Annotated in this window: 22 protein-coding genes; 13 read left to right on the forward strand and 9 right to left on the reverse strand. The window is 63.9% G+C overall.

Annotated elements, in window-relative coordinates; all coding sequences use genetic code 11:
- Positions 1 to 418: 418 nt before the first annotated feature.
- The 9 genes from AWB76_RS01345 (at position 419) to AWB76_RS01385 (ending at position 7,237) form a co-directional block, all read left to right on the forward strand.
- Positions 419 to 754 carry a hypothetical protein gene (locus AWB76_RS01345; protein WP_061158318.1) on the forward strand — a complete coding sequence of 112 codons (336 nt, stop codon included), beginning with the start codon at positions 419 to 421 and terminating at the stop codon, positions 752 to 754.
- A 52-nt stretch (positions 755 to 806) separates the two neighbouring features.
- Positions 807 to 1,124 carry an ElaB/YgaM/YqjD family protein gene (locus AWB76_RS01350; RefSeq protein WP_061158319.1) on the forward strand — a complete coding sequence of 106 codons (318 nt, stop codon included), beginning with the start codon at positions 807 to 809 and terminating at the stop codon, positions 1,122 to 1,124.
- Between the two features lie 57 nt (positions 1,125 to 1,181).
- Entirely contained in the window at positions 1,182 to 1,418 is a 237-nt protein-coding gene (locus tag AWB76_RS01355) for a hypothetical protein (RefSeq protein WP_061158320.1), read from the forward strand.
- Positions 1,419 to 1,780: 362 nt separating this feature from the next.
- Positions 1,781 to 3,184 carry a sigma-54-dependent transcriptional regulator gene (locus tag AWB76_RS01360; RefSeq protein ID WP_061158321.1) on the forward strand — a complete coding sequence of 468 codons (1,404 nt, stop codon included), beginning with the start codon at positions 1,781 to 1,783 and terminating at the stop codon, positions 3,182 to 3,184.
- A gap of 223 nt (positions 3,185 to 3,407) precedes the next feature.
- Positions 3,408 to 3,626: a hypothetical protein gene (locus AWB76_RS01365; RefSeq protein WP_061158322.1), complete on the forward strand. Its 219-nt coding sequence runs from the start codon at positions 3,408 to 3,410 to the stop codon at positions 3,624 to 3,626.
- A 220-nt stretch (positions 3,627 to 3,846) separates the two neighbouring features.
- Positions 3,847 to 4,083: a hypothetical protein gene (locus tag AWB76_RS01370; RefSeq protein ID WP_061158323.1), complete on the forward strand. Its 237-nt coding sequence runs from the start codon at positions 3,847 to 3,849 to the stop codon at positions 4,081 to 4,083.
- Between the two features lie 191 nt (positions 4,084 to 4,274).
- Positions 4,275 to 5,729, forward strand: a complete 1,455-nt coding sequence (otsA, locus tag AWB76_RS01375) for an alpha,alpha-trehalose-phosphate synthase (UDP-forming) (protein WP_061158324.1) — start codon at positions 4,275 to 4,277, stop codon at positions 5,727 to 5,729.
- 130 nt (positions 5,730 to 5,859) lie between these two features.
- Positions 5,860 to 6,207: a hypothetical protein gene (locus AWB76_RS01380; protein WP_061158325.1), complete on the forward strand. Its 348-nt coding sequence runs from the start codon at positions 5,860 to 5,862 to the stop codon at positions 6,205 to 6,207.
- Positions 6,208 to 6,325: 118 nt separating this feature from the next.
- Entirely contained in the window at positions 6,326 to 7,237 is a 912-nt protein-coding gene (locus AWB76_RS01385) for a YihY/virulence factor BrkB family protein (protein ID WP_061158326.1), read from the forward strand.
- Positions 7,238 to 7,353: 116 nt separating this feature from the next.
- Here AWB76_RS01385 and AWB76_RS01390 read toward each other — a convergent pair whose 3' ends face one another.
- Positions 7,354 to 8,841, reverse strand: a complete 1,488-nt coding sequence (locus tag AWB76_RS01390) for an RNA polymerase factor sigma-54 (RefSeq protein WP_061158327.1) — start codon at positions 8,839 to 8,841, stop codon at positions 7,354 to 7,356.
- Positions 8,842 to 9,292: 451 nt separating this feature from the next.
- Here AWB76_RS01390 and AWB76_RS01395 point away from each other — a divergent pair, with 451 nt between their 5' ends.
- Together AWB76_RS01395 and AWB76_RS01400 are read left to right on the forward strand one after the other, a co-directional pair.
- Entirely contained in the window at positions 9,293 to 9,634 is a 342-nt protein-coding gene (locus tag AWB76_RS01395) for a BON domain-containing protein (RefSeq protein WP_061158328.1), read from the forward strand.
- Between the two features lie 322 nt (positions 9,635 to 9,956).
- Positions 9,957 to 10,178, forward strand: a complete 222-nt coding sequence (locus tag AWB76_RS01400) for a hypothetical protein (RefSeq protein WP_061158540.1) — start codon at positions 9,957 to 9,959, stop codon at positions 10,176 to 10,178.
- Between the two features lie 104 nt (positions 10,179 to 10,282).
- Here the strand turns inward: AWB76_RS01400 and AWB76_RS01405 are convergent, their stop codons facing one another.
- Complete coding sequence (locus AWB76_RS01405; RefSeq protein ID WP_061158329.1) at positions 10,283 to 10,735, reverse strand: PA2169 family four-helix-bundle protein; 453 nt, start codon at positions 10,733 to 10,735, stop codon at positions 10,283 to 10,285.
- Between the two features lie 184 nt (positions 10,736 to 10,919).
- Between AWB76_RS01405 and AWB76_RS01410 the strand changes: the two genes are divergently transcribed.
- A complete protein-coding gene (locus AWB76_RS01410) occupies positions 10,920 to 11,174 on the forward strand; it encodes a hypothetical protein (protein WP_061158330.1) in 255 nt (84 codons plus the stop codon).
- A gap of 50 nt (positions 11,175 to 11,224) precedes the next feature.
- Here the strand turns inward: AWB76_RS01410 and AWB76_RS01415 are convergent, their stop codons facing one another.
- From AWB76_RS01415 to AWB76_RS01440, 6 genes are all read right to left on the reverse strand, one after another.
- A complete protein-coding gene (locus AWB76_RS01415; RefSeq protein ID WP_061158331.1) occupies positions 11,225 to 11,797 on the reverse strand; it encodes a glycine zipper domain-containing protein in 573 nt (190 codons plus the stop codon).
- 56 nt (positions 11,798 to 11,853) lie between these two features.
- Complete coding sequence (locus tag AWB76_RS01420) at positions 11,854 to 12,141, reverse strand: DUF1488 family protein (RefSeq protein WP_082864336.1); 288 nt, start codon at positions 12,139 to 12,141, stop codon at positions 11,854 to 11,856.
- Positions 12,142 to 12,212: 71 nt separating this feature from the next.
- Positions 12,213 to 12,761 (reverse strand): DUF4142 domain-containing protein, encoded by a 549-nt coding sequence (locus AWB76_RS01425; protein WP_061158333.1) that lies wholly within the window; start codon positions 12,759 to 12,761, stop codon positions 12,213 to 12,215.
- A 24-nt stretch (positions 12,762 to 12,785) separates the two neighbouring features.
- Entirely contained in the window at positions 12,786 to 13,337 is a 552-nt protein-coding gene (locus AWB76_RS01430) for a type 1 glutamine amidotransferase domain-containing protein (RefSeq protein ID WP_061158334.1), read from the reverse strand.
- A 111-nt stretch (positions 13,338 to 13,448) separates the two neighbouring features.
- On the reverse strand, positions 13,449 to 14,816 hold the full coding sequence (locus tag AWB76_RS01435; RefSeq protein WP_061158335.1) for an MFS transporter: 1,368 nt from the start codon (positions 14,814 to 14,816) through the stop codon (positions 13,449 to 13,451).
- 100 nt (positions 14,817 to 14,916) lie between these two features.
- Positions 14,917 to 15,420, reverse strand: coding sequence for a YbhB/YbcL family Raf kinase inhibitor-like protein (locus tag AWB76_RS01440; protein ID WP_061158336.1), 504 nt, complete (start codon positions 15,418 to 15,420; stop codon positions 14,917 to 14,919).
- Between the two features lie 283 nt (positions 15,421 to 15,703).
- Between AWB76_RS01440 and AWB76_RS01445 the strand changes: the two genes are divergently transcribed.
- The gene (locus AWB76_RS01445) at positions 15,704 to 17,182 is read left to right on the forward strand and encodes a sensor domain-containing diguanylate cyclase (protein WP_082864341.1); all 1,479 of its coding nucleotides are present in this window, start codon (positions 15,704 to 15,706) and stop codon (positions 17,180 to 17,182) included.
- On the opposite strand, the gene AWB76_RS01450 is transcribed toward AWB76_RS01445, so the two are convergent.
- Positions 17,183 to 17,584: a hypothetical protein gene (locus AWB76_RS01450; protein ID WP_244173191.1), complete on the reverse strand. Its 402-nt coding sequence runs from the start codon at positions 17,582 to 17,584 to the stop codon at positions 17,183 to 17,185.
- Positions 17,585 to 17,677 lie beyond the last annotated feature (93 nt).

A 17,677-nucleotide genomic window follows, 5' to 3' on the forward strand; every position in this document is an offset into this window, starting at 1 on the left:
ACGCGATCCGTGAGCCGCTTGTCCTGGTTGAGCGTCGGTCCAGGCGTGCCTGCGTCCGATGCCTGGAAGCGCGGGTCGATTGCAGACGAGCCTATCTCATAAACGCTATTTAACCATTCGCAACGATGTTGCGGCAATGCGCGGGCCAGCCCTGACGCGCAATTTGTCTGAGCGGCGCGGCCGGCCTGACTCCGTTCCGGAAAGGTTCTCCTTTACGCACTGAAAATTTACAAGGCGAGGGCGTAATTGTTACCCGATCATCGGCCGGTTCGGGCCGTATGCACGCTCGACGCGCGGCCCGATGACGCTGGCATGAAAGGTGCATAAGCCTGTGCGTCGTGAATCTAATTCGAAAGTTCGCCGACGAGCATCGACTCGGACGCGTACACACGAGGATGGGCGAGAGAGGCAACGCATCATGGAAGACATCTTGAATTTCGACGTGGGCGCACTTCCGCGCACGAACGCTGCACAGCCTGCGCGCACGCGCCGCGCGAACGCCGCGCCGGGCGATCGTCCGGAACTCGCGGCCGGCGAGCCGATCGACATCTATCACTGGGCCGCCGTCGCGCTCGTGACCGCGCTGATGTGCGCGGTGCTAGGCTATGCGGCGGGCACACCCGCGCTTGCGCGCGCCGCGAATGTGACGAGCCTCGTGTTCGGCGCGATGGGCGGCGCGCTGATGGCAAGCGGCGTCGTGCGCAGCCTGCGCGCGCGCATCGCGGCAGGCGTGCCGGTCGTCGAGACGCGCTGAAACGCGCATCTCCCGATCCCGACAAACCCCACTTGGGCGAGGACTACATTCCATGAGTCAAACGACTGTCCAGCTTGCGTTGGGCAAGCAAAAAATCATCGAAGACATCAAGGTGTTGCTGAACGATTCGGAAGAATTGTTGCGGCTGTCGGCGACGCTGCCCGGCGAAGGTGTCGAGGCGCTGCGCTCGCGTCTGCGCGATCACGTCGATTCGGCGCGCAGCGCGCTGGACGATGCTCAGGCGAGCGCGCAAAGCCGTTATCGCGCGAGCGTCGATTGCACCGAGAAATACGTGAAGGACAATCCCTGGCAGTCGCTCGGCATTGCAGCGGGCGTCGGTTTTCTGGTGGGGCTTCTGGTTTCCCGCTGATTCGCCGTTCATGCGACTTATCGCGGCGACTTTTATTGACGATGGGAGAAAGCACACATGGCACGGCCTTCGATTGGAATTTTCGGCGCGCTGTTCGCAATCGGCAGCGTTCTCGCATGGAAGTGGGTGCAATCGCAGGACGCGGCGGGACGGCGCACGGCGCGCGAGCTGAACCGCTGGGAAGACGAGGGCGGCAAGGTTCTGACGCCGGCGAGCGGATCGGGCGCGCAGCCGGTAAACGGTCATGGCGCGGTCGGCGGCACCGCGGATGCGTGGCATTTTCCGCGGAGTTGATAGTTTTATCGGACTCGCCGATAAAGCGAGAGCGCAGCTAAAGAAACGCTGATGTTTTCAATGATCCGATCAAATGAAACGCACGCTGAAACCAGCGTGCGTTTTCATCTTGATAAACGCTTATAATCAGTGAAACTTCGGCAATAAGTTGTCTAAATGGCAAAACTTACGCTGAAGTCGAGCCAAGCGTGCGGAACATCGGAAATTATTTTATTTTTCGCGCTTTGCGTCTCGCCGATTAAGTCCCGACCGGCCATCGAACGCAAATCGCACCGGCCCGCGCGGCGCCCCTGCCGCACGGAGAAGACCACGCCGCCATCCGGCGTGTGACCCAAAAACGCTTAGGAAGAATTCGAGACGCAATGCCACACGTATTGATTGTCGATGACGATCCCAGTACCCGCGAGGCGCTAGCCGCGATCATCGGCGAAGATGGACTGACGACGGCCACCGCCAGCGATTTGCGCGAGGCGCGCATTCAGCTCGTGCGGCAGACGCCGGACGTCGTATTCACCGATCTGAAATTACCCGACGGCACGGGCGTCGATCTGTTCGAAGATCTGGACCCGCGCTCCGGTGTCGAGTTCATCGTCATCACCGGTCACGCGACGGTGGAATCCGCCGTGAGCGCGCTCAAGATGGGCGCCGCGGACTATCTCGTCAAGCCGATCAACATGCAGCGCGTGAAGGCGATCCTCTCGCGCCTGCCGCGCGCCGGCGACCTGAAGGCGGAAATCGGCACGCTGCGCGGCGAGTTGCGCCGCATGGGCCGATTCGGCTTGATGCTCGGCAATTCGCCCGCGATGCAGACGGTGTACGACCAGGTTAGCCGCGTGGCGCCGACGGCGGCATCGGTGCTGCTGATCGGCGAGTCGGGCACCGGCAAGGAAGTGGCGGCGCAGACGTTGCACGAGCTTTCGCTGCGCCGCAAGCATTCGTTCATCGCGGTGAACTGCGGTGCGATTTCGCCGAATCTGATCGAATCGGAAATGTTCGGGCACGAACGCGGCTCGTTCACGGGCGCGGACCGCCAGCACAAGGGTTATTTCGAGCGCGCGAACGGCGGCACGCTGTTCCTCGACGAAATCACCGAAATGCCGATCGAGCTTCAGGTGAAACTGCTGCGCGTGCTGGAAACGGGCATGTTTATGCGCGTCGGCACGACCAAGGAGATCGAGACGGACGTGCGCCTGATTGCGGCGACCAATCGCGATCCCGAGCAGGCCGTGCTCGAAGGCAAGCTGCGTCTTGACCTTTACCACCGCCTGAACGTGTTCCCGATCAACCTGCCGCCGCTGCGCGAGCGCGGCAAGGACGTCGAACTGCTCGGCCAGGCGTTCCTCGACGAGCTGAACGCCCGTTACAACACCAAAAAGGATTTCCCGGCGGCCGTGCGCGAGATGCTCGCGTCGTACAACTGGCCGGGCAACGTGCGCGAGCTGAAGAACTACGTGCAGCGCGCCTACATCATGTCGGCGTCGGATTCGGACAGCACGGCAACCGTGCCGCTGCAGATTTCGCTGTCGAAGCCCTCGGCGGGCACGGCGGTGACGATTCCGTTCGGCACCTCGCTCGCGCAGGCCGACCGTCAGCTCATTCTCGCGACGCTGGATCAGTGCGGCGGCGTGAAGACGCGCGCCGCGGAAATCCTCGGGATCAGCCTCAAGACGCTCTATAACCGGCTCGTCGAATATGGCGAGGATGCGAACAAGGCGGCCGTCGGTGAAGGCGGCGACATGAGCGATTCTGACGGCGAAAATCCCTGAACGTCGCCTATCTTTAGACAAAATCACCGCCCGCGGTCTTCTGATCGGCGGGCGTTTTTCATTGGCAGGCGCGTTTTTCACGCCGATAATGTGACGGGAGGGCGCGAAGCCGATGTGTGCGAAGGGCATGCCCCTTGCTGTCGATCGAGTGACATCCGCGCGCGGTGCAGCACGGCCGGCGTGGATGGGATACGGACGATCACAAGACCGCAAGGAGCCCATCATGTCACTCGGACTGTCGAATAGCGCTTCCGATGGTGCGCGTATCGAAGCTCAGACGCCGCAGCCGCCGGACCCGCCGGTGACGCCGCCGGATCAGCCGCCGCCTACGCCGATTCCGCCCGACACCAATCCGGACCCGACGCGCGAGCCGCCTGAGCCGCCATCGCAGCCGATCGGTGATCCGCCGCCGGGACCGGGCGAGTCACCGCACGTGTACTAGCGTAAGGAAGGATGCTGGCCTGAAGTTGGACAATGCCCAGAATTCGTGCAAGTTTTGAATAAGTTTCCATCCGCGACGTAGGGATTACAACGGATGGCGCAATAATGACCGGCGACACGCTCTGTCGCCGGTCGTTTTTTCTGAAGCCGCGCTCATCGCAGCGCATCGGTCCGACGCCGCCGACGTCACTATCGCGACGGCCTTCTTCTCTGGAGGCATCATGAGGCATCCCGCACTTCGACGCTCCGCGCGTCATTCTTCCAAGCGCGAAGCGCGCGCCGAAGCAACCAAGGCAGCCGGCACGCAGGGCGCATCCGCGCCGCCCGCCGATCACGATCCCGCCGCTCAGAACCGCCCCGCGCCTGGCACGCCGCCCGACGGCGAACACAACCAGGGCGGCGTGAGGCGGGAAGGAATCGACTATCAGCGCGACCTGGGCTCCGAGCAGGACGCGTGATTCCGGCCGGCCGCGGCACCCGGCAAAAGAATAAAAATTTCTACGCGGCGCGCATCCGCCGCGTGTTTTCGTTCGTCCGTAACATCTTCATACAAATTTTCGTTTCCAGAGGGCAACAAAAAGGCACGGCTTTTGCATAACCTTAATCGCCAATTCGAGCATGCAACGACAACTGATGAGGTGATGCTGTAATGAGCAGATTGATCGTGGTATCGAATCGCGTCGCACCGATCCAGGAAGGCAAGCCCAGCGCGGGCGGCCTTGCGATCGGCGTTCTGGACGCGCTCAAGGAGACGGGGGGCGTGTGGTTCGGATGGAGCGGCGAGATCGTCGGCGAATCGGGCGCTCCTGTCATCGAAAACAACGGCAACGTGACGTATGCAACGGTCGGGCTCACGCGCCGCGACTACGACCAGTACTACCGAGGTTTCTCGAACGCCACGCTGTGGCCGACGTTCCACTACCGCAACGACCTCTCGCGCTTCGATCGTGAGGAATATGCGGGCTACATGCGCGTCAATGCGGCCCTCGCGGCGAAGCTGAAGTCGCTGCTCAAGCCCGACGACATCATCTGGGTGCACGACTATCACATGCTCCCGTTCGCCAACGAGCTGCGCAAGCTCGGCGTCGCGAATCCGATCGGCTTTTTCCTGCACATTCCTTTTCCGGTGCCCGAGATAATGCGCACCGTCCCGCCGCACGAGGAACTCATCGCGGCGATGTGCCAGTACGATGTCGTCGGCTTTCAGACGGACGCCGACAAGCAGTCGTTCATCGATTACGTGGAGCGCACGAGCCGCGGCCACTACAACGACGACGACGGCATGCTGCAGGCGTTCGGCCGCATGCTCAAGGTGGGCGCGTATCCGATCGGCATCTATCCCGATGCCATCGCCAAGGCGGCCGAGCAGTTCGCCAACCGCAAGCCGGTGAAGAGCCTGCGCGATGCCATGCGCGGCCGCAAGCTCATCATGAGCGTCGACCGTCTCGATTATTCGAAGGGTCTCGTCGAGCGCTTTCAGGCGTTCGAGCGGTTTCTGCTGAACGCGCCGGGCTGGCATGGCCGCGTGTCGCTCGTGCAGATCGCGCCGCCGACGCGCTCGGACGTGCAGACCTATCAGCGCATCCGCCAGAACCTGGAAGGCGAGGCGGGGCGCATCAACGGCCGTTTCGCGCAGCTCGACTGGACGCCGATCCAGTATCTGAACCGCAAATACGAGCGCAATCTGCTGATGTCGCTGTTCCGGCTTTCGCAGGTCGGCTATGTGACGCCGCTGCGCGACGGCATGAATCTCGTCGCGAAGGAATACGTCGCGTCGCAGGACCCGGCCGATCCGGGCGCGCTGGTGCTGTCGCAGTTCGCGGGCGCGGCGGATCAGCTGCCGGGCGCGCTCGTCGTCAATCCGTTCGATCTCTCCCAGATGTCCGAAGCGCTGGAGCGCGCATTGTCGATGCCGCTCGCCGAGCGTCAGGCGCGTCACGCCGACATGATGGTGCCGCTGCGCGAGAACAATCTGTCGGTCTGGCGCGATTCCTTCCTGTCGGATCTGCGCAGCGTCGCAACGGCGACATCGGTCACGGAAAAGACCGTCAAGACGGTGAAGCAGGGCGCGACCGAAGCGAGGCGTCCGGCGGCCAAGGCCTGACCGCGCGCGCAAGCCGCCTGCAATCTCGGCCCCGCACTTCGAAAGAAGCGCGGGGTTTTTTCTTGCGCCGGGCCGAAACGTTCGCGGAACAGGTTTTGCGGATTCATCGTGGACACGAACGAAGGAGGTCATGATGAGCGGAAGCACATTGAACCCGGCCGAAGACGACGGCGCGGAATACGGCAAGGGACACGGCACCGGCGCGCTCGGCCCGAGCGATTCGTCGGATAGCGGCTCGGACGTTCAGGGCGAGAAGCGCTATCCGGGCGATATCGAAGATGAACTCGACGCCCACGCGCTCGGCCAATCCCAGGCCGAGCTGAACAGCGACACCGACCGTTACGGCACGGGCGAAGCGGCATCGGCGGATGGCGACAACAATCTCGAAGTGGACGCGGACATCCTGCCTGATGACATCGAGGATGAAACGCGCGGTCTCGCCGACGAGGACGCCGACCCTGGCGCCGACCGGTCCTGATAAGCATCGTCCGTCGCAAACCGGACGCGGCGCGCTCCGAAAGGAGCGCGCCGTTTTTTACACGCGCTTCGCATCGGGGGGCTAACATCGACGGTTGACACTTCCATCAACGTACACAATGGATCAGGACGTCTCCGCCCCGCCATCCGCGCCCGTCGCTTCAGGGCGCACGTCGCGCTTCGGCTGGCTTTCGTGGATCGCCGATCCGGTCATGCAATGGTCGCAGGACCACTGCCTGATGTTCTCGGCGTCGATCGCGTTCTTCGCCGCGTTTTCGCTCGCGCCGACGCTCGTCATCGTGATCGCGGTGGCGAGCGTGTTCTTCGGCGCCGATGCCGTGCAAGGCCGCCTCTTCGACGAGATCAGCGGCGTCGTCGGCGTCGATGCGGCGCATGCGCTGGAGGCGATCGTCGCGAATGCGTGGCACGCCGATATCGCGCGCAGCACGGCGATCCTGTCGCTTGCGGGCGTGCTGATCGGCGCATCGGCGACATTTTCATCGCTGCATAGCGCGCTCAATGTCATCTGGCCGACGCCCGCCGTGAGCACGCGCGAAAGCATCGTCACGCTGCTGCGCGTGCGGCTGATGTCGTTCGGGCTCGTGGTCGGATCGGGGCTGCTCGTCGCGGCGCTGCTCGTGCTCGATGCGCTCGTCGAGATACTCGGCCATTGGGTGCTCGGCGACGGCAGTCCGTTCATCGTGCTGTCGGGGCTGACGCAGCGCGCGATATCGCTCGGCGTGCTGATGATCGCGTTCACGGTGCTGCTCAAGTTCCTGCCGACGACGCGCATGCTCTGGCGGGACGCCGCACTCGGCGCCGCCGCCGCCGCCATGCTCTTCGAAGCCGGCAAGCGTCTCTTCGCGTTCTATCTCGCGCACGCGGGCACGGCGAACATGTTCGGCGCGGCCGGGTCGCTCGCGATCATCCTCATGTGGCTCTACTACTCGGCGGCGGTGTTCCTGCTCGGCGCGGAGCTTGCCGCGACGGCCGCGAGAAAGCGCACGCATCGCGCGTCGGGCTGGCGCTGAACGTCGACGAAAAAAAGGCCATCCGCGAACGGATGGCCTTCTGCTCTCGTCGCTCAGGCGGCTCGTTTGACCGGGTCGTCGCCGAGCGCTTGCGAGCGTGAAACGCGTTGTGCGCGTTACGCCTGACGGCGCAATTCGGCGGGCGGCACCTTCATCAGATGCCGATACTTCGCCACCGTGCGGCGCGCGACGATCACGCCCTGATCCGCGAGCATCTTCGCGAGACTCACGTCGGAGAGCGGATCGCGCGTGTTTTCCTTCGAGATCATTTCCTTGAGCAGCGCGCGCACGGCGGCGGCCGAGCACGTGCCGCCGCTTTCCGTCGAAAGCTCGCGCGGGAAGAAGTGCTTGAACTCGAAGATGCCGCGCGGCGTCGACATGTATTTGTTGCCCGTCGCACGCGAGATGGTCGATTCGTGCAGACCGAGCTCATCGGCGACATCGCGCAGCACGAGCGGCTTCAGCGCGATCTCGCCGTAATCGAAGAACGCCTTCTGATGCGAGACGATGCATTCGGCCACGCGCTGAATCGTCGTGAAACGCTGCTGCGCGTTGCGGATCAGCCAGCGCGCTTCCTGCAACTGCTGCGCGAGCGGCGAGCGGCTCGCGCCCGCCGATTGCGCGAACAGCTCCGCGTACATGCGATGGATGCGCGCACGCGGCAGCACGGCCGGATTGATCGTGACGACCCATTGCTTCTTCGCCTGACGCACGATGACGTCCGGCACCACATAGTTGTCCTCGCTCGAGCCGTAGTTCTCGCCCGGCTTCGGATCGAGACGTCGCACGAGCGCGCACGCGATGCGCAGATCGTCCGCGCTGCAGCCGATCTTCTTCTGCAACTCGGCCTGCTCGCGACGCGCAAGCCGCTCCAGATGATGCGCGACGATTTCGAGCGCGACCGCTCGGCCCGGCGTTTCTTCATCGAGCGCTTCGAGCTGCAGCGTCAGGCATTCCGAGAGATTGCGCGCGCCGACGCCCGGTTTGTCGAGCGACTGCACGAGCTTGAGCGCGATGGTGAGTTCGTCCTCGTGAAGCGCGGGCTCGATCTCGACGACATTTGCGAGTTCGCTCAACTCCTGGCGCAAATAGCCGTCGTCGTCGAGCGCTTCGATGATCAGTTGCGCGATCGCGCGATCACGCTCGTTCAGTTGATAGAGACGCAGCGCGTCGTGGAGCGTTTCGTGCAACGAAGGCTCGATGCGGACCCAGTCGGCGGGATCGGAACCTTCGCCGTCGCCGTTGTTGCGCGATGCGCTGCGGCCAAAGGGATCGGACGAGTATTCGCCGATGGCGTCATCGTGCGAGCCGGAATCGGTGCTTTGCTCGCTTTCCATGCTGGTTTCGGCGGCGAGCGGTGCTTCGGCGGCGCTGTCCGTGGCGCTCGATGAGGTCGAGTCGCTCATCGAGTTGCCGTTATCGGCCCCGAGCGCGTTGTCCTCGGTTTGCGACTCGTCGTATTCGAGAAAGGGGTTGGTGTCCAGTGCGTTTCGCAGTTCCTGTTGAAACTCCAGCGACGAGAGTTGCAGAAGACGAACCGATTGCTGAAGGCGCGGCGTAAGCGCGAGCGTTTGCTTGGCGCGAAGTTCGAGTGTAGGCGGCATTGCTTGCTATTCCTCGATTGTTCCAGACGTAATGGGCAGGTTTACGGATGACTAAAGCAACGGTCGTGCCATCTATCGTTAAGCTCGCGCCGCGACTACGTTTTTCACCGGCGGCTCGTTTCCTTCGGAGCCTTTTCGAGACCGGTTTCACGCAGTTTTTACACGGCTTCAGACAAAACCGCCGCGGGTTTCAGGCATCTGCCGGCGCGTGAGCATACGCTTTCCGAGATACGTCGAAGATTTGTTCGCCGACGCACGCAGGCCTTGCCGCACGGTGCTTTCGAGCGGGTTCCGGTGCTTCGTCGGACGCGCGCGGATGGGTCCGGCACGCAAGTTGCGGAATGAAGGTCACGATCCGCGTGCTACGGCGCGGACGTAATCGAAGAGCCGCGTCGCGCAGGGAATGCGTGAGCGGGGCGCAGACCAAAATCGAAAAAATGGGAGTATTGCCATGAAGACGACTCAAATCCTGAAGGCAGCCGGCGGTATCGCGTGTGTCGTGTTCGCGCTCAATGTCGGCGCGCAAACCAATTCGGCGTCGTCGACGAAAGGGACCGACACGTCCGTCGGCCAGAAGGTCGACGACAGCGCCATCACCACCAAGGTCAAGGCCGAACTGCTCGGCGCGAAGAACGTCAAGTCCACGCATATCCACGTGAAGACGCACGGCGGCGTGGTGTCGCTGACCGGCACCGTGCCGTCGGCGGAAGACAAGACCGCCGCCGAAGAAACCGTCTCGAACGTCTCGGGTGTTGCTTCCGTGAAGAACCATCTTAAAATTGCCGCCAAGTAATGGCATAGTTCGTATGCCCGGCTTCGCTTCGGCGGGCCGCGGTTGAGTGCCAGCAGCACGGAACCCGCGCGGGGTTCGACGATCCGCCTGACGGCGAGGAATCGGACGAAGCGCGGGTTCTCGTATGGAGGCATCGGGTTTGCGCGGTATCGCCCGGTGTTTCAGTCGCAAGTTCACGCATGACGCTTCACGCAGTGCGCTTCACCTCGCAGCACTTCGAAACCTAGAAACGAGTACGACCGTTCAGGTCGATGCTCATACAGGCGGTTCACGAATGCGCAGCAGCCCGGCGTTCAGTGGCCCCGGCAAAAAGGAGCTCTTCATGAAGACGAAAAAGATGGCATTGATCGGCGCGCTCGCGCTGGCATTCTCGACGACGGCATTCGCTCAGGCAGCCTCCGATGCGGCAGCCTCGGCGCCGATGGCGAAGAAGCAGAAGGGCACCAATCTGCATCAGCAGAACAAGGCGCACAAGCTGCATGGCGCGTCGGCAGCGGCGGCGGCTTCGGCGCTCGGCACGAACGACAAGGGCCAGCCGCAGTAATACGCGTCGCGCTCACGCAAGACGAAAAGACGGCCGCTTCATGCGGCCGTCTGTTTTTGCAGCGCTACATGCGGCCCGATGACCGGACCGCGCGTTTCATCGCATCACGACTTCGCGGCTGCGTACTGATCGCGCAGATCGCGGATGCGGTCGTGGTTCTCCAGCACGCCTTGATATTGCGCCTCGACGACCGCCCGGACATCGGCGGGCAGATCCTTGTCGAGCGCCTCGCGATAGTTCTTCTTCGCGGCATCCTCGCCGCGCTCGCATTCGGCCAGAATCGCGTGATCGCTGTGGCCGCTCACGGCCGACTTCACATCGACCCAGCCGCGATGCAGCGCGCCCGCCACCGATCCGCCGGTTTCGGGCTTGCCGCCCAGTCTTGCCACGAGGTCTTGCAACTCGCGCGCGCCTTCGGCGCACTTTTGCGCGCGATTCTGGAACAGCAGCTTGAGGCTTGGATCACGCGTATCCTCGGCGGCCTTGAGAAATCCCTTTTCGCCGTCCTTCGAGGTTTCGACCAGATCGTTGAGTACCGATACGACATTCGTGCTCATATGAGACCTCCTTTTCGTTTGGACATTGCCACTGCGCAGCCTCCCTGCGGGATGCGGCCTGCCGATTCATAGCGCACGCGGCGTGCCCGGATCGCCTCCGGAGCATATGACTTGCTGCCGTACTCGCACTAACAGCGCGTCTCCGAAACGAGCGGCGCGCACGATACGGCAACAGGAGGGCGCAGTGAAATTGTTCAACCGGCTCGCGCATCGCGAGTATCGGGTGCTGGTGGCGATCGCGGCATCGGCGCTGACCATGCAACTCCGTCAACACGTCGTCGATGCCGGCGCCCAGCCCGATCAAGGCGCGCGTGCGGCGGATTACGGGCGCATTTGCGAGCCGTCTGTCTCGGATGCGGCGAAGCCTCGCGCGCTGCCCGCCGACTGCGGCATCCGGACCGACATGAAGCCGAATCGTCCGCACGCGCCCTGGGTCTGAAAAGCAAACGCCCGCTCGAAGCGGGCGTTGTCATCGACAAAGAAGAGCGATCAGGCACGCGTCTGCGCGAATTCCCCGGCCGGATGCGGCGGCTGCAGCGGATCGAAGTCGCTCCAGCGGCCTTGTTTCCAGCGCCCCGACGCGCGCTCGATATCCATTCCGCCACTCTCGCGCAATATCGACGCCGCCTGTTCCTGCGATTCCGGCGATACATGAACGGCCACCAGCACGCCCGCATGACGCGTCGGTTCCTCGGCCTGCATGGCGGTTCTGGGCTTCTTCGTATGCGACATCGCGCCGACGAGCGATCCGACGTACGCGCCGACGCCCGCCGCGATCACCGACACGAGCAGCGGCGACTTGAAGAAAGCGAATATCGCCGCTCCGATCACCGCACCCACGACCGCGCCGATCGTCACGCCCTTGCCGGCGCCCTTGGGCGCGCCGCTCGCGCCCGCATCGGTGCCGACATCGCCGCCGATGGGATGGCGCGCGTGCTGTCCGCTCGGATTGACGAAGAAGAGCGTCACGTCTTCCTCCAGGAAGCCGCGCGCGAAGAGCTTCTGAGCTGCCGATTCGGCGGCGGGAAAGGTCTGAAATCGGCCCGCAATGATCAGGGACATGTTCCCTCCTTGTTGGCTTGGGTTGTGGGAATGCGTCGCATGAAGCGGCGAGCCGCCTAGTCTGGCTCCAGCCCCGCGACGCGGAATAATCCGCTCCTCAGGACGGCGGGCTGGCCGCCGTTGTCGTCGAGCACTTCGGCGCACACGGCGCGAATGCGCGCCGCGCCCTGTTCGAAGGCCGCGAGCAGATCGTCCTCGCGCGGAGATTTCGCGCCGAAATGATCTTCGAGCGCTTCGGCGGTGATCGAACAGACGACCGGCTCGCCGTCGATGAGCGCGGCGAAGTGAATCGCGAGATCGTCGCCGTCGTACACCGGGGCTTCGTCTGCAAACGTGATGTGCATGGTCGAGTCCTCATAAGCGGGACGGGAAGCGGAATGGGCAGCACAATGAACAGCGGCGGCGTGCGCGATTCTCATGACGCTGCCTTCGTTTTCGCGAGCTGCTGCGCCATCTCATAGTGATGGCTGATGATCGGCAGCGCCTTGGCCGCCGCCGCTTTCAGCGCGGTGTCGTTGCCGGTCTCGCTCTCTTTCCTGAAAAGCTCGACGGCTTTGCGGTGCCCGTCCACGGCCACCTTTTCAATATAGGCCTTGTCGAACTCGGCGCCCTGAAGATTTTGCAGGCTGCCGACCACCGCCGTATCCGCGGCGGGCGGCGCGGTGATGCCGTGACGTTTCGCGAGCACGTCGAGATTGCGCGCGAGTTTCGTGTGATCGACGATCATTCGCTGTGCGAACTCCCGCACCTGCCGGTCGCTCGCGTGCGTGAGCGCGAGCTTGCTCGCGGCGAGCTCGGTCGCGCCCGCCTGACCCGCGTCCTGCATGAACTGCTGATCGATGGGCGAGAGTTTGTCGCTTTGCGTCGTACCCGCCGCGGCTTGTGTCTGCCCCTGCGCAAGCGGCGCGAAGACCGCCGCCGCCGCGAGCGACAACGCAATCAATGTTCTGGGCGATCTCGACATCGTTCTGCCTCCGGAAAGATGCGCTCAGGCGGCTCGCGTCTTGCCGAGCGCGTCGATCAGCGCCTTGTTGAACGCCGGAAGGTCGTCGGGTTTGCGGCTCGTGATGAGATTGCCGTCGATCTGCACTTCCTGATCGACCCACGTGCCGCCCGCATTGCGCACATCGTCCTGAAGGCTCGGCCAGCTCGTCATCGTCCGGCCCGCGACGATGCCCGCCGAGATCGGCAGCCAGCCGCCGTGGCAGATCACCGCGATCGGCTTCTTCGCGCGGTCGGCTTCCTGGACGAAGCTTTGCGCTTTCGCGTCGAGGCGGATCGCATCGCCGTTGACGACGCCGCCGGGCAGCACGAGCGCGTCGTAATCGGCGGCGTTGGCGGCGTCGAAAGTGACATCGACGTTCACCTTGTCGCCCTTGTCGACATGCTTGAAACCCTGGATCTGACCGGGCTTCTGCGACACGACGTCGACGTGCGCGCCCGCTTCCACGAGCGCGCGCTGCGGCTCGACGAGTTCGGCCTGCTCGAAGCCGTCGACGGCGAGAATCGCGACCTTGTAACCGTTCAGGGAAATAGCCATGAACACACTCCTCGTTGCTGATTTCGATCATTCCGCGGGTGCGGAATCCATGGTCGAAGTTTCAGCAAAGGCTGTGCCCAGCGCGCCTGAGAGACGAGGGCGTAGCGCGTATCACGCAGGCTCGACGCTGCGCTTGCCGGTGAGGCGCAGAAGGCTGACGACGGCAGCGGCCGCCGCGAATACCGCCCCGACGTCGATCGCGATCACCGGGCCTTCCTTCGGCGCCACGCCGAAGATCAGCGCGACGAGCGCCGCGCCCAGCGTCTGCCCGGTGAGGCGCGCGGTGCCGAGCATGCCGCTCGCGCCGCCGCTGCGATGACGCGGCGCGGAAGCGAGCATCTGACGATTGTTCGGCGATTGAAACAGCCCGAAGCCGAGCCCGCACACGGCCATGCGCCAGGCGATATCGACGGCCGCCGGATGCGCGCCGACGCTCGCGAGCAGCACGAGCCCGACGGTCAGTATCGCGAGACCGATGCCGCCGAGCAGCCCGGCCGGATAGCGGTCGGCGAGCACGCCCGCGAGCGGCGCGACGAACACGATCACGAGCGGCCACGGCGTCATCAGAAAGCCGGTCTCGACCTGGCTCATGCCGAAATTGTTCTGCAGCAGAAACGGCAGCGAAACGAAGGCGAGCATCTGCGCGCAGAACGAACACACCGATGCGCCGACCGACAACGCGAAGACCGGAATGCGCAGCAGATCGACGGGCAAAAGCGGCGCGGTTTGCGTGAGTTGCCGCTTCACGAAGACATAGCCGATGACCACCGTCGCGATGATTTCGCCGACGAGATACGGCCGATGCTCGCCGTGCCCGATGCCATCGACCGCGACGATCGCGAGGCCGAAAAAGAGCGCGTTCATGATCGCGCCGATGTAGTCGTACGGCTGTCGATGCCCTGGCGTGCGCGGCATCGACTTCCAGCCGATCGCGAACGCCGCGACGCCGATCGGCACGTTGATCGCGAAGAGCCACGGCCACGTCGCGATGGACAGCACGCCGGAGGCGACCGTCGGCCCGATCACCGACGAAAGCGCGACGACGGTCGCGTTGATGGACACGCCGCGTCCGAGTTGATCGTGCGGATAGATGATGCGCACGAGCGCCGTGTTCACGCTCATGATGCCCGCCGCGCCGAAGCCCTGGACGACGCGCGCGATGGTGAGCGCGGCGAGCGAGCCCGACAGCGCGCACGCCAGTGACGACACCGTGAAGAGCGCAAGCCCCGTCATGTACACGCGGCGGTAGCCGATGCGGTCGCCGAGCGAGGCGAGCGGCAACAGCGAAATGGTGATCGCGAGCTGATATGCGTTGACGACCCAGATGGAGTCAGCGGGCGATGCATTCAGAGTGCGCGCGATGGTCGGCAGCGCGACGTTGGCGATGGCGCCGTCGAGCACCGCGAGCGTGATGCCGAGCGCGACGACGGCAATGGCCCAGTATCGCTGGGGGAGCGGCAGACCTTTATCGGAGTCCATCGATAGGCGGGAAGTGGCGGGCGGCGCATGGCACGGCGCGCCGTTTTCAAATGGCTTGGACGAAGACGCCGCCGCGCGGGCTGCGCCTTCGTCCGTGTGCTTACTTCAACTCGTAGAGGCCGGTGTAAGTCGCCGAATCGATCTCGTTGAGATGCGTCATGAAGCGGGCGACGGCGTTGGTCACGTTGCCGTCGAGCGGCAGGCTTTCCGCCGACAGCGCGTGGATGCGGAAGATATAGCGATGCGGCTTGTCGCCACGCGGCGGCGCCGCGCCGCCGAAGCCGACCGTGCCGTAGTCGTTGCGCAACTGCAGCGCGCCTTGCGGCAGCAGACTGCCATCGGCCTTGCCGGCGTTGCGCGGCAGCGCGCGCACGTCGGGCGGAATGTTGACGACGATCCAGTGCCAGAAGCCGCTGCCGGTGGGCGCGTCGGGATCGTAGACGGTGAGCGCGAGACTGCGCGTATCGGCGGGCGGATCTTCCCATTGCAGCGCCGGCGAGACATTCTCGCCCGAGCCGCCGAAGGCCTGCTGGTCGAATTCCTGCGCGTGCGTCATGAAGCCGTTCGCGGGAAATTCGTCGGACCAGATGCGGAAATCAGCCATGAGCGTCGTGCCTCCTTCTTATAGCGATGTGGATAAATGCGGCACGGCGCATCGGTCAGGCGTGCGCCGCGCGCCTCACGTGAGCCGGTGCAGCAAACATGCCCGGGCAACGAGTGGAGCCCGTCGAGTGTAGCATCCGCCCCCGATATCCCGCATGCGCGCAAATGCCGCCGGCCAGAACGCTGGCGGACCGCGATTCGGCCCTCGAAATAGGACGCGCGCTACAATAATGAGATGAATTCAGGGGACCCAATCTGAGCCGGCGCGAGCCGAAAGGATGATCATGCCAAACGATCCGCGCCGCGCTGCCGGTCAATTCATGCCGGCGAGCGTGCCGGAGGACGACGCCGACATGTTCGAGCTCGCGCCCGTCTCGCTCTGGCTCGAAGATTTCAGCGCCGTGCGCGAACAGTTCGAGCGCTGGCGCGCGGCGGGCGTCGGCGATCTGCGCGCGTTTCTCGCGGAGAATCCACAGCGCATTGCCGAGTGTTCGTCGCGCATCCGGGTCGTGAAGGTCAACCGGCGCACGCTGTCGCTGTTTCAGGCGAGGGACGTCGATCATCTCGTGCAGAACCTCGATCGTGTGTTTCGCGACGACATGCTCACCACGCACGTCGACGAACTCGAACAGTTGTGGTCCGGCAAGTCGCGTTTCGTGAGTCAGACGGTCAACTACACGCTCGACGGCAAGCGTCTCGACGTGCTGCTCAAGGCGGTGATCCTGCCGGGACACGAGGACACGTGGAGCCGCGTGCTCGTCACGATCGAGGACATCACCGAACTCGAAGCGATGCGCCGCACCGCCGCCGCGAGCGAGCTCTATGCGCGCGGGCTTTTCGAGCATTCGCCGGTGTCGCTGTGGGTCGAGGATTTCAGTTCGGTGAAGGCGCTGCTCGACGACGTGCGCGAACGCGGCATCGTCGACTTTCGCACGTTTACCAATGTGCATCCGGAGTTCGTCGAGCGCTGCATGCAGGAGATTCACGTCCTCGACGTGAATCAGCACACGCTGCGCATGTTCGCCGCGCCCGACAAGCCGACGCTGCTCGCGCGCCTGCCCGACGTATTCCGCGACGACATGCAGCAGCACTTCCAGGAACAGCTCATCGAACTGTGGGACGGCAAGCTCTTTCATCAGCGCGAGGTGCTCAACTATTCGCTCGACGGCAACGAAGTGCACATGCATATGCAGTTCTCGGTGTTTCCGGGGCATGAGGCGCGCTGGGATCTCGTGCTCGTCGCGCTCACCGATATCACCGCGCGCAAGAAGGCCGAGGCGTATCTGGAATTCCTCGGCAAGCACGACGTCCTCACGAAGCTGAAGAACCGCTCGTTTTATATCGATGAAATCAACCGGCTCGAACGCAAAGGCCCGTTCCCGGTGACCGCGATCGCCGTCGACGTGAACGGGCTCAAGGCCATCAACGATCAACTGGGCCACGCCGCCGGCGATGCGCTGCTGCGGCGCGCGGGCGAAGTGCTCGGCAAGGCGGTGGAGAAGCCGTTTCAGGCGGCGCGCATCGGCGGGGACGAATTCATGGTGCTGTTGCCCGGCACCGACGAACGCGGCGGCGAGACGGTGATCGAAAGCATTCGCCAGTTGCTCGAAGTGAACAACCAGTTCTATTCGGGCAATCCGCTTTCCTTCTCGATGGGCGCGGCCACCGCGCACGAAGGCGAACGGCTCGAACCGATGCTGCAACGCGCCGACGCCGCCATGTACGCCGAAAAGCGCGCGCACTACGACGGCGACGGCGCGTGATTACTGCTGCGGCTGCGTGACTTCGTCGATGCCGCGCCTGAGCGCCGGACACGCCTCGCCGACCTGCTTCTGATACTCGGCGGGATTGCTCGTTTTCAGCTTGTCGAAGCGATCGACGGCCGGCTGCGCCTGCGCGAGACCGAGCTTCCATTCGCCGTCGAAATCGGGTGCGTCGGGATAGCTCGTGCGCACGACGTCCTTGAAACGCGCGACCTTCGCGGCATCGAGATGACAGACATCTGCCGCGCCGCGCGCGATGTTCGCGCTCGTCATCACGCCTTCGGCGGCCATCAGCTCTTTCGACGATGGATGCCCGGGCGGCATTGCGGTTTGCGCCGACGCGCAGAGGCACCATGCGGCGAGAATGGAAGAAACGAGGACGGTCGAATGCTCGATGCGCATGTGATTTTCGCTTTGTCGGTGGGGTGAAAAAATTATAGGTGAAGCCCTCTGCGCCGGACGTCTGTTATGGCGAGGATGCGCCAATAGTGCGTG

It is taken from the genome of Caballeronia temeraria (genome assembly GCF_001544795.2).
GTDB lineage: Bacteria > Pseudomonadota > Gammaproteobacteria > Burkholderiales > Burkholderiaceae > Caballeronia > Caballeronia temeraria.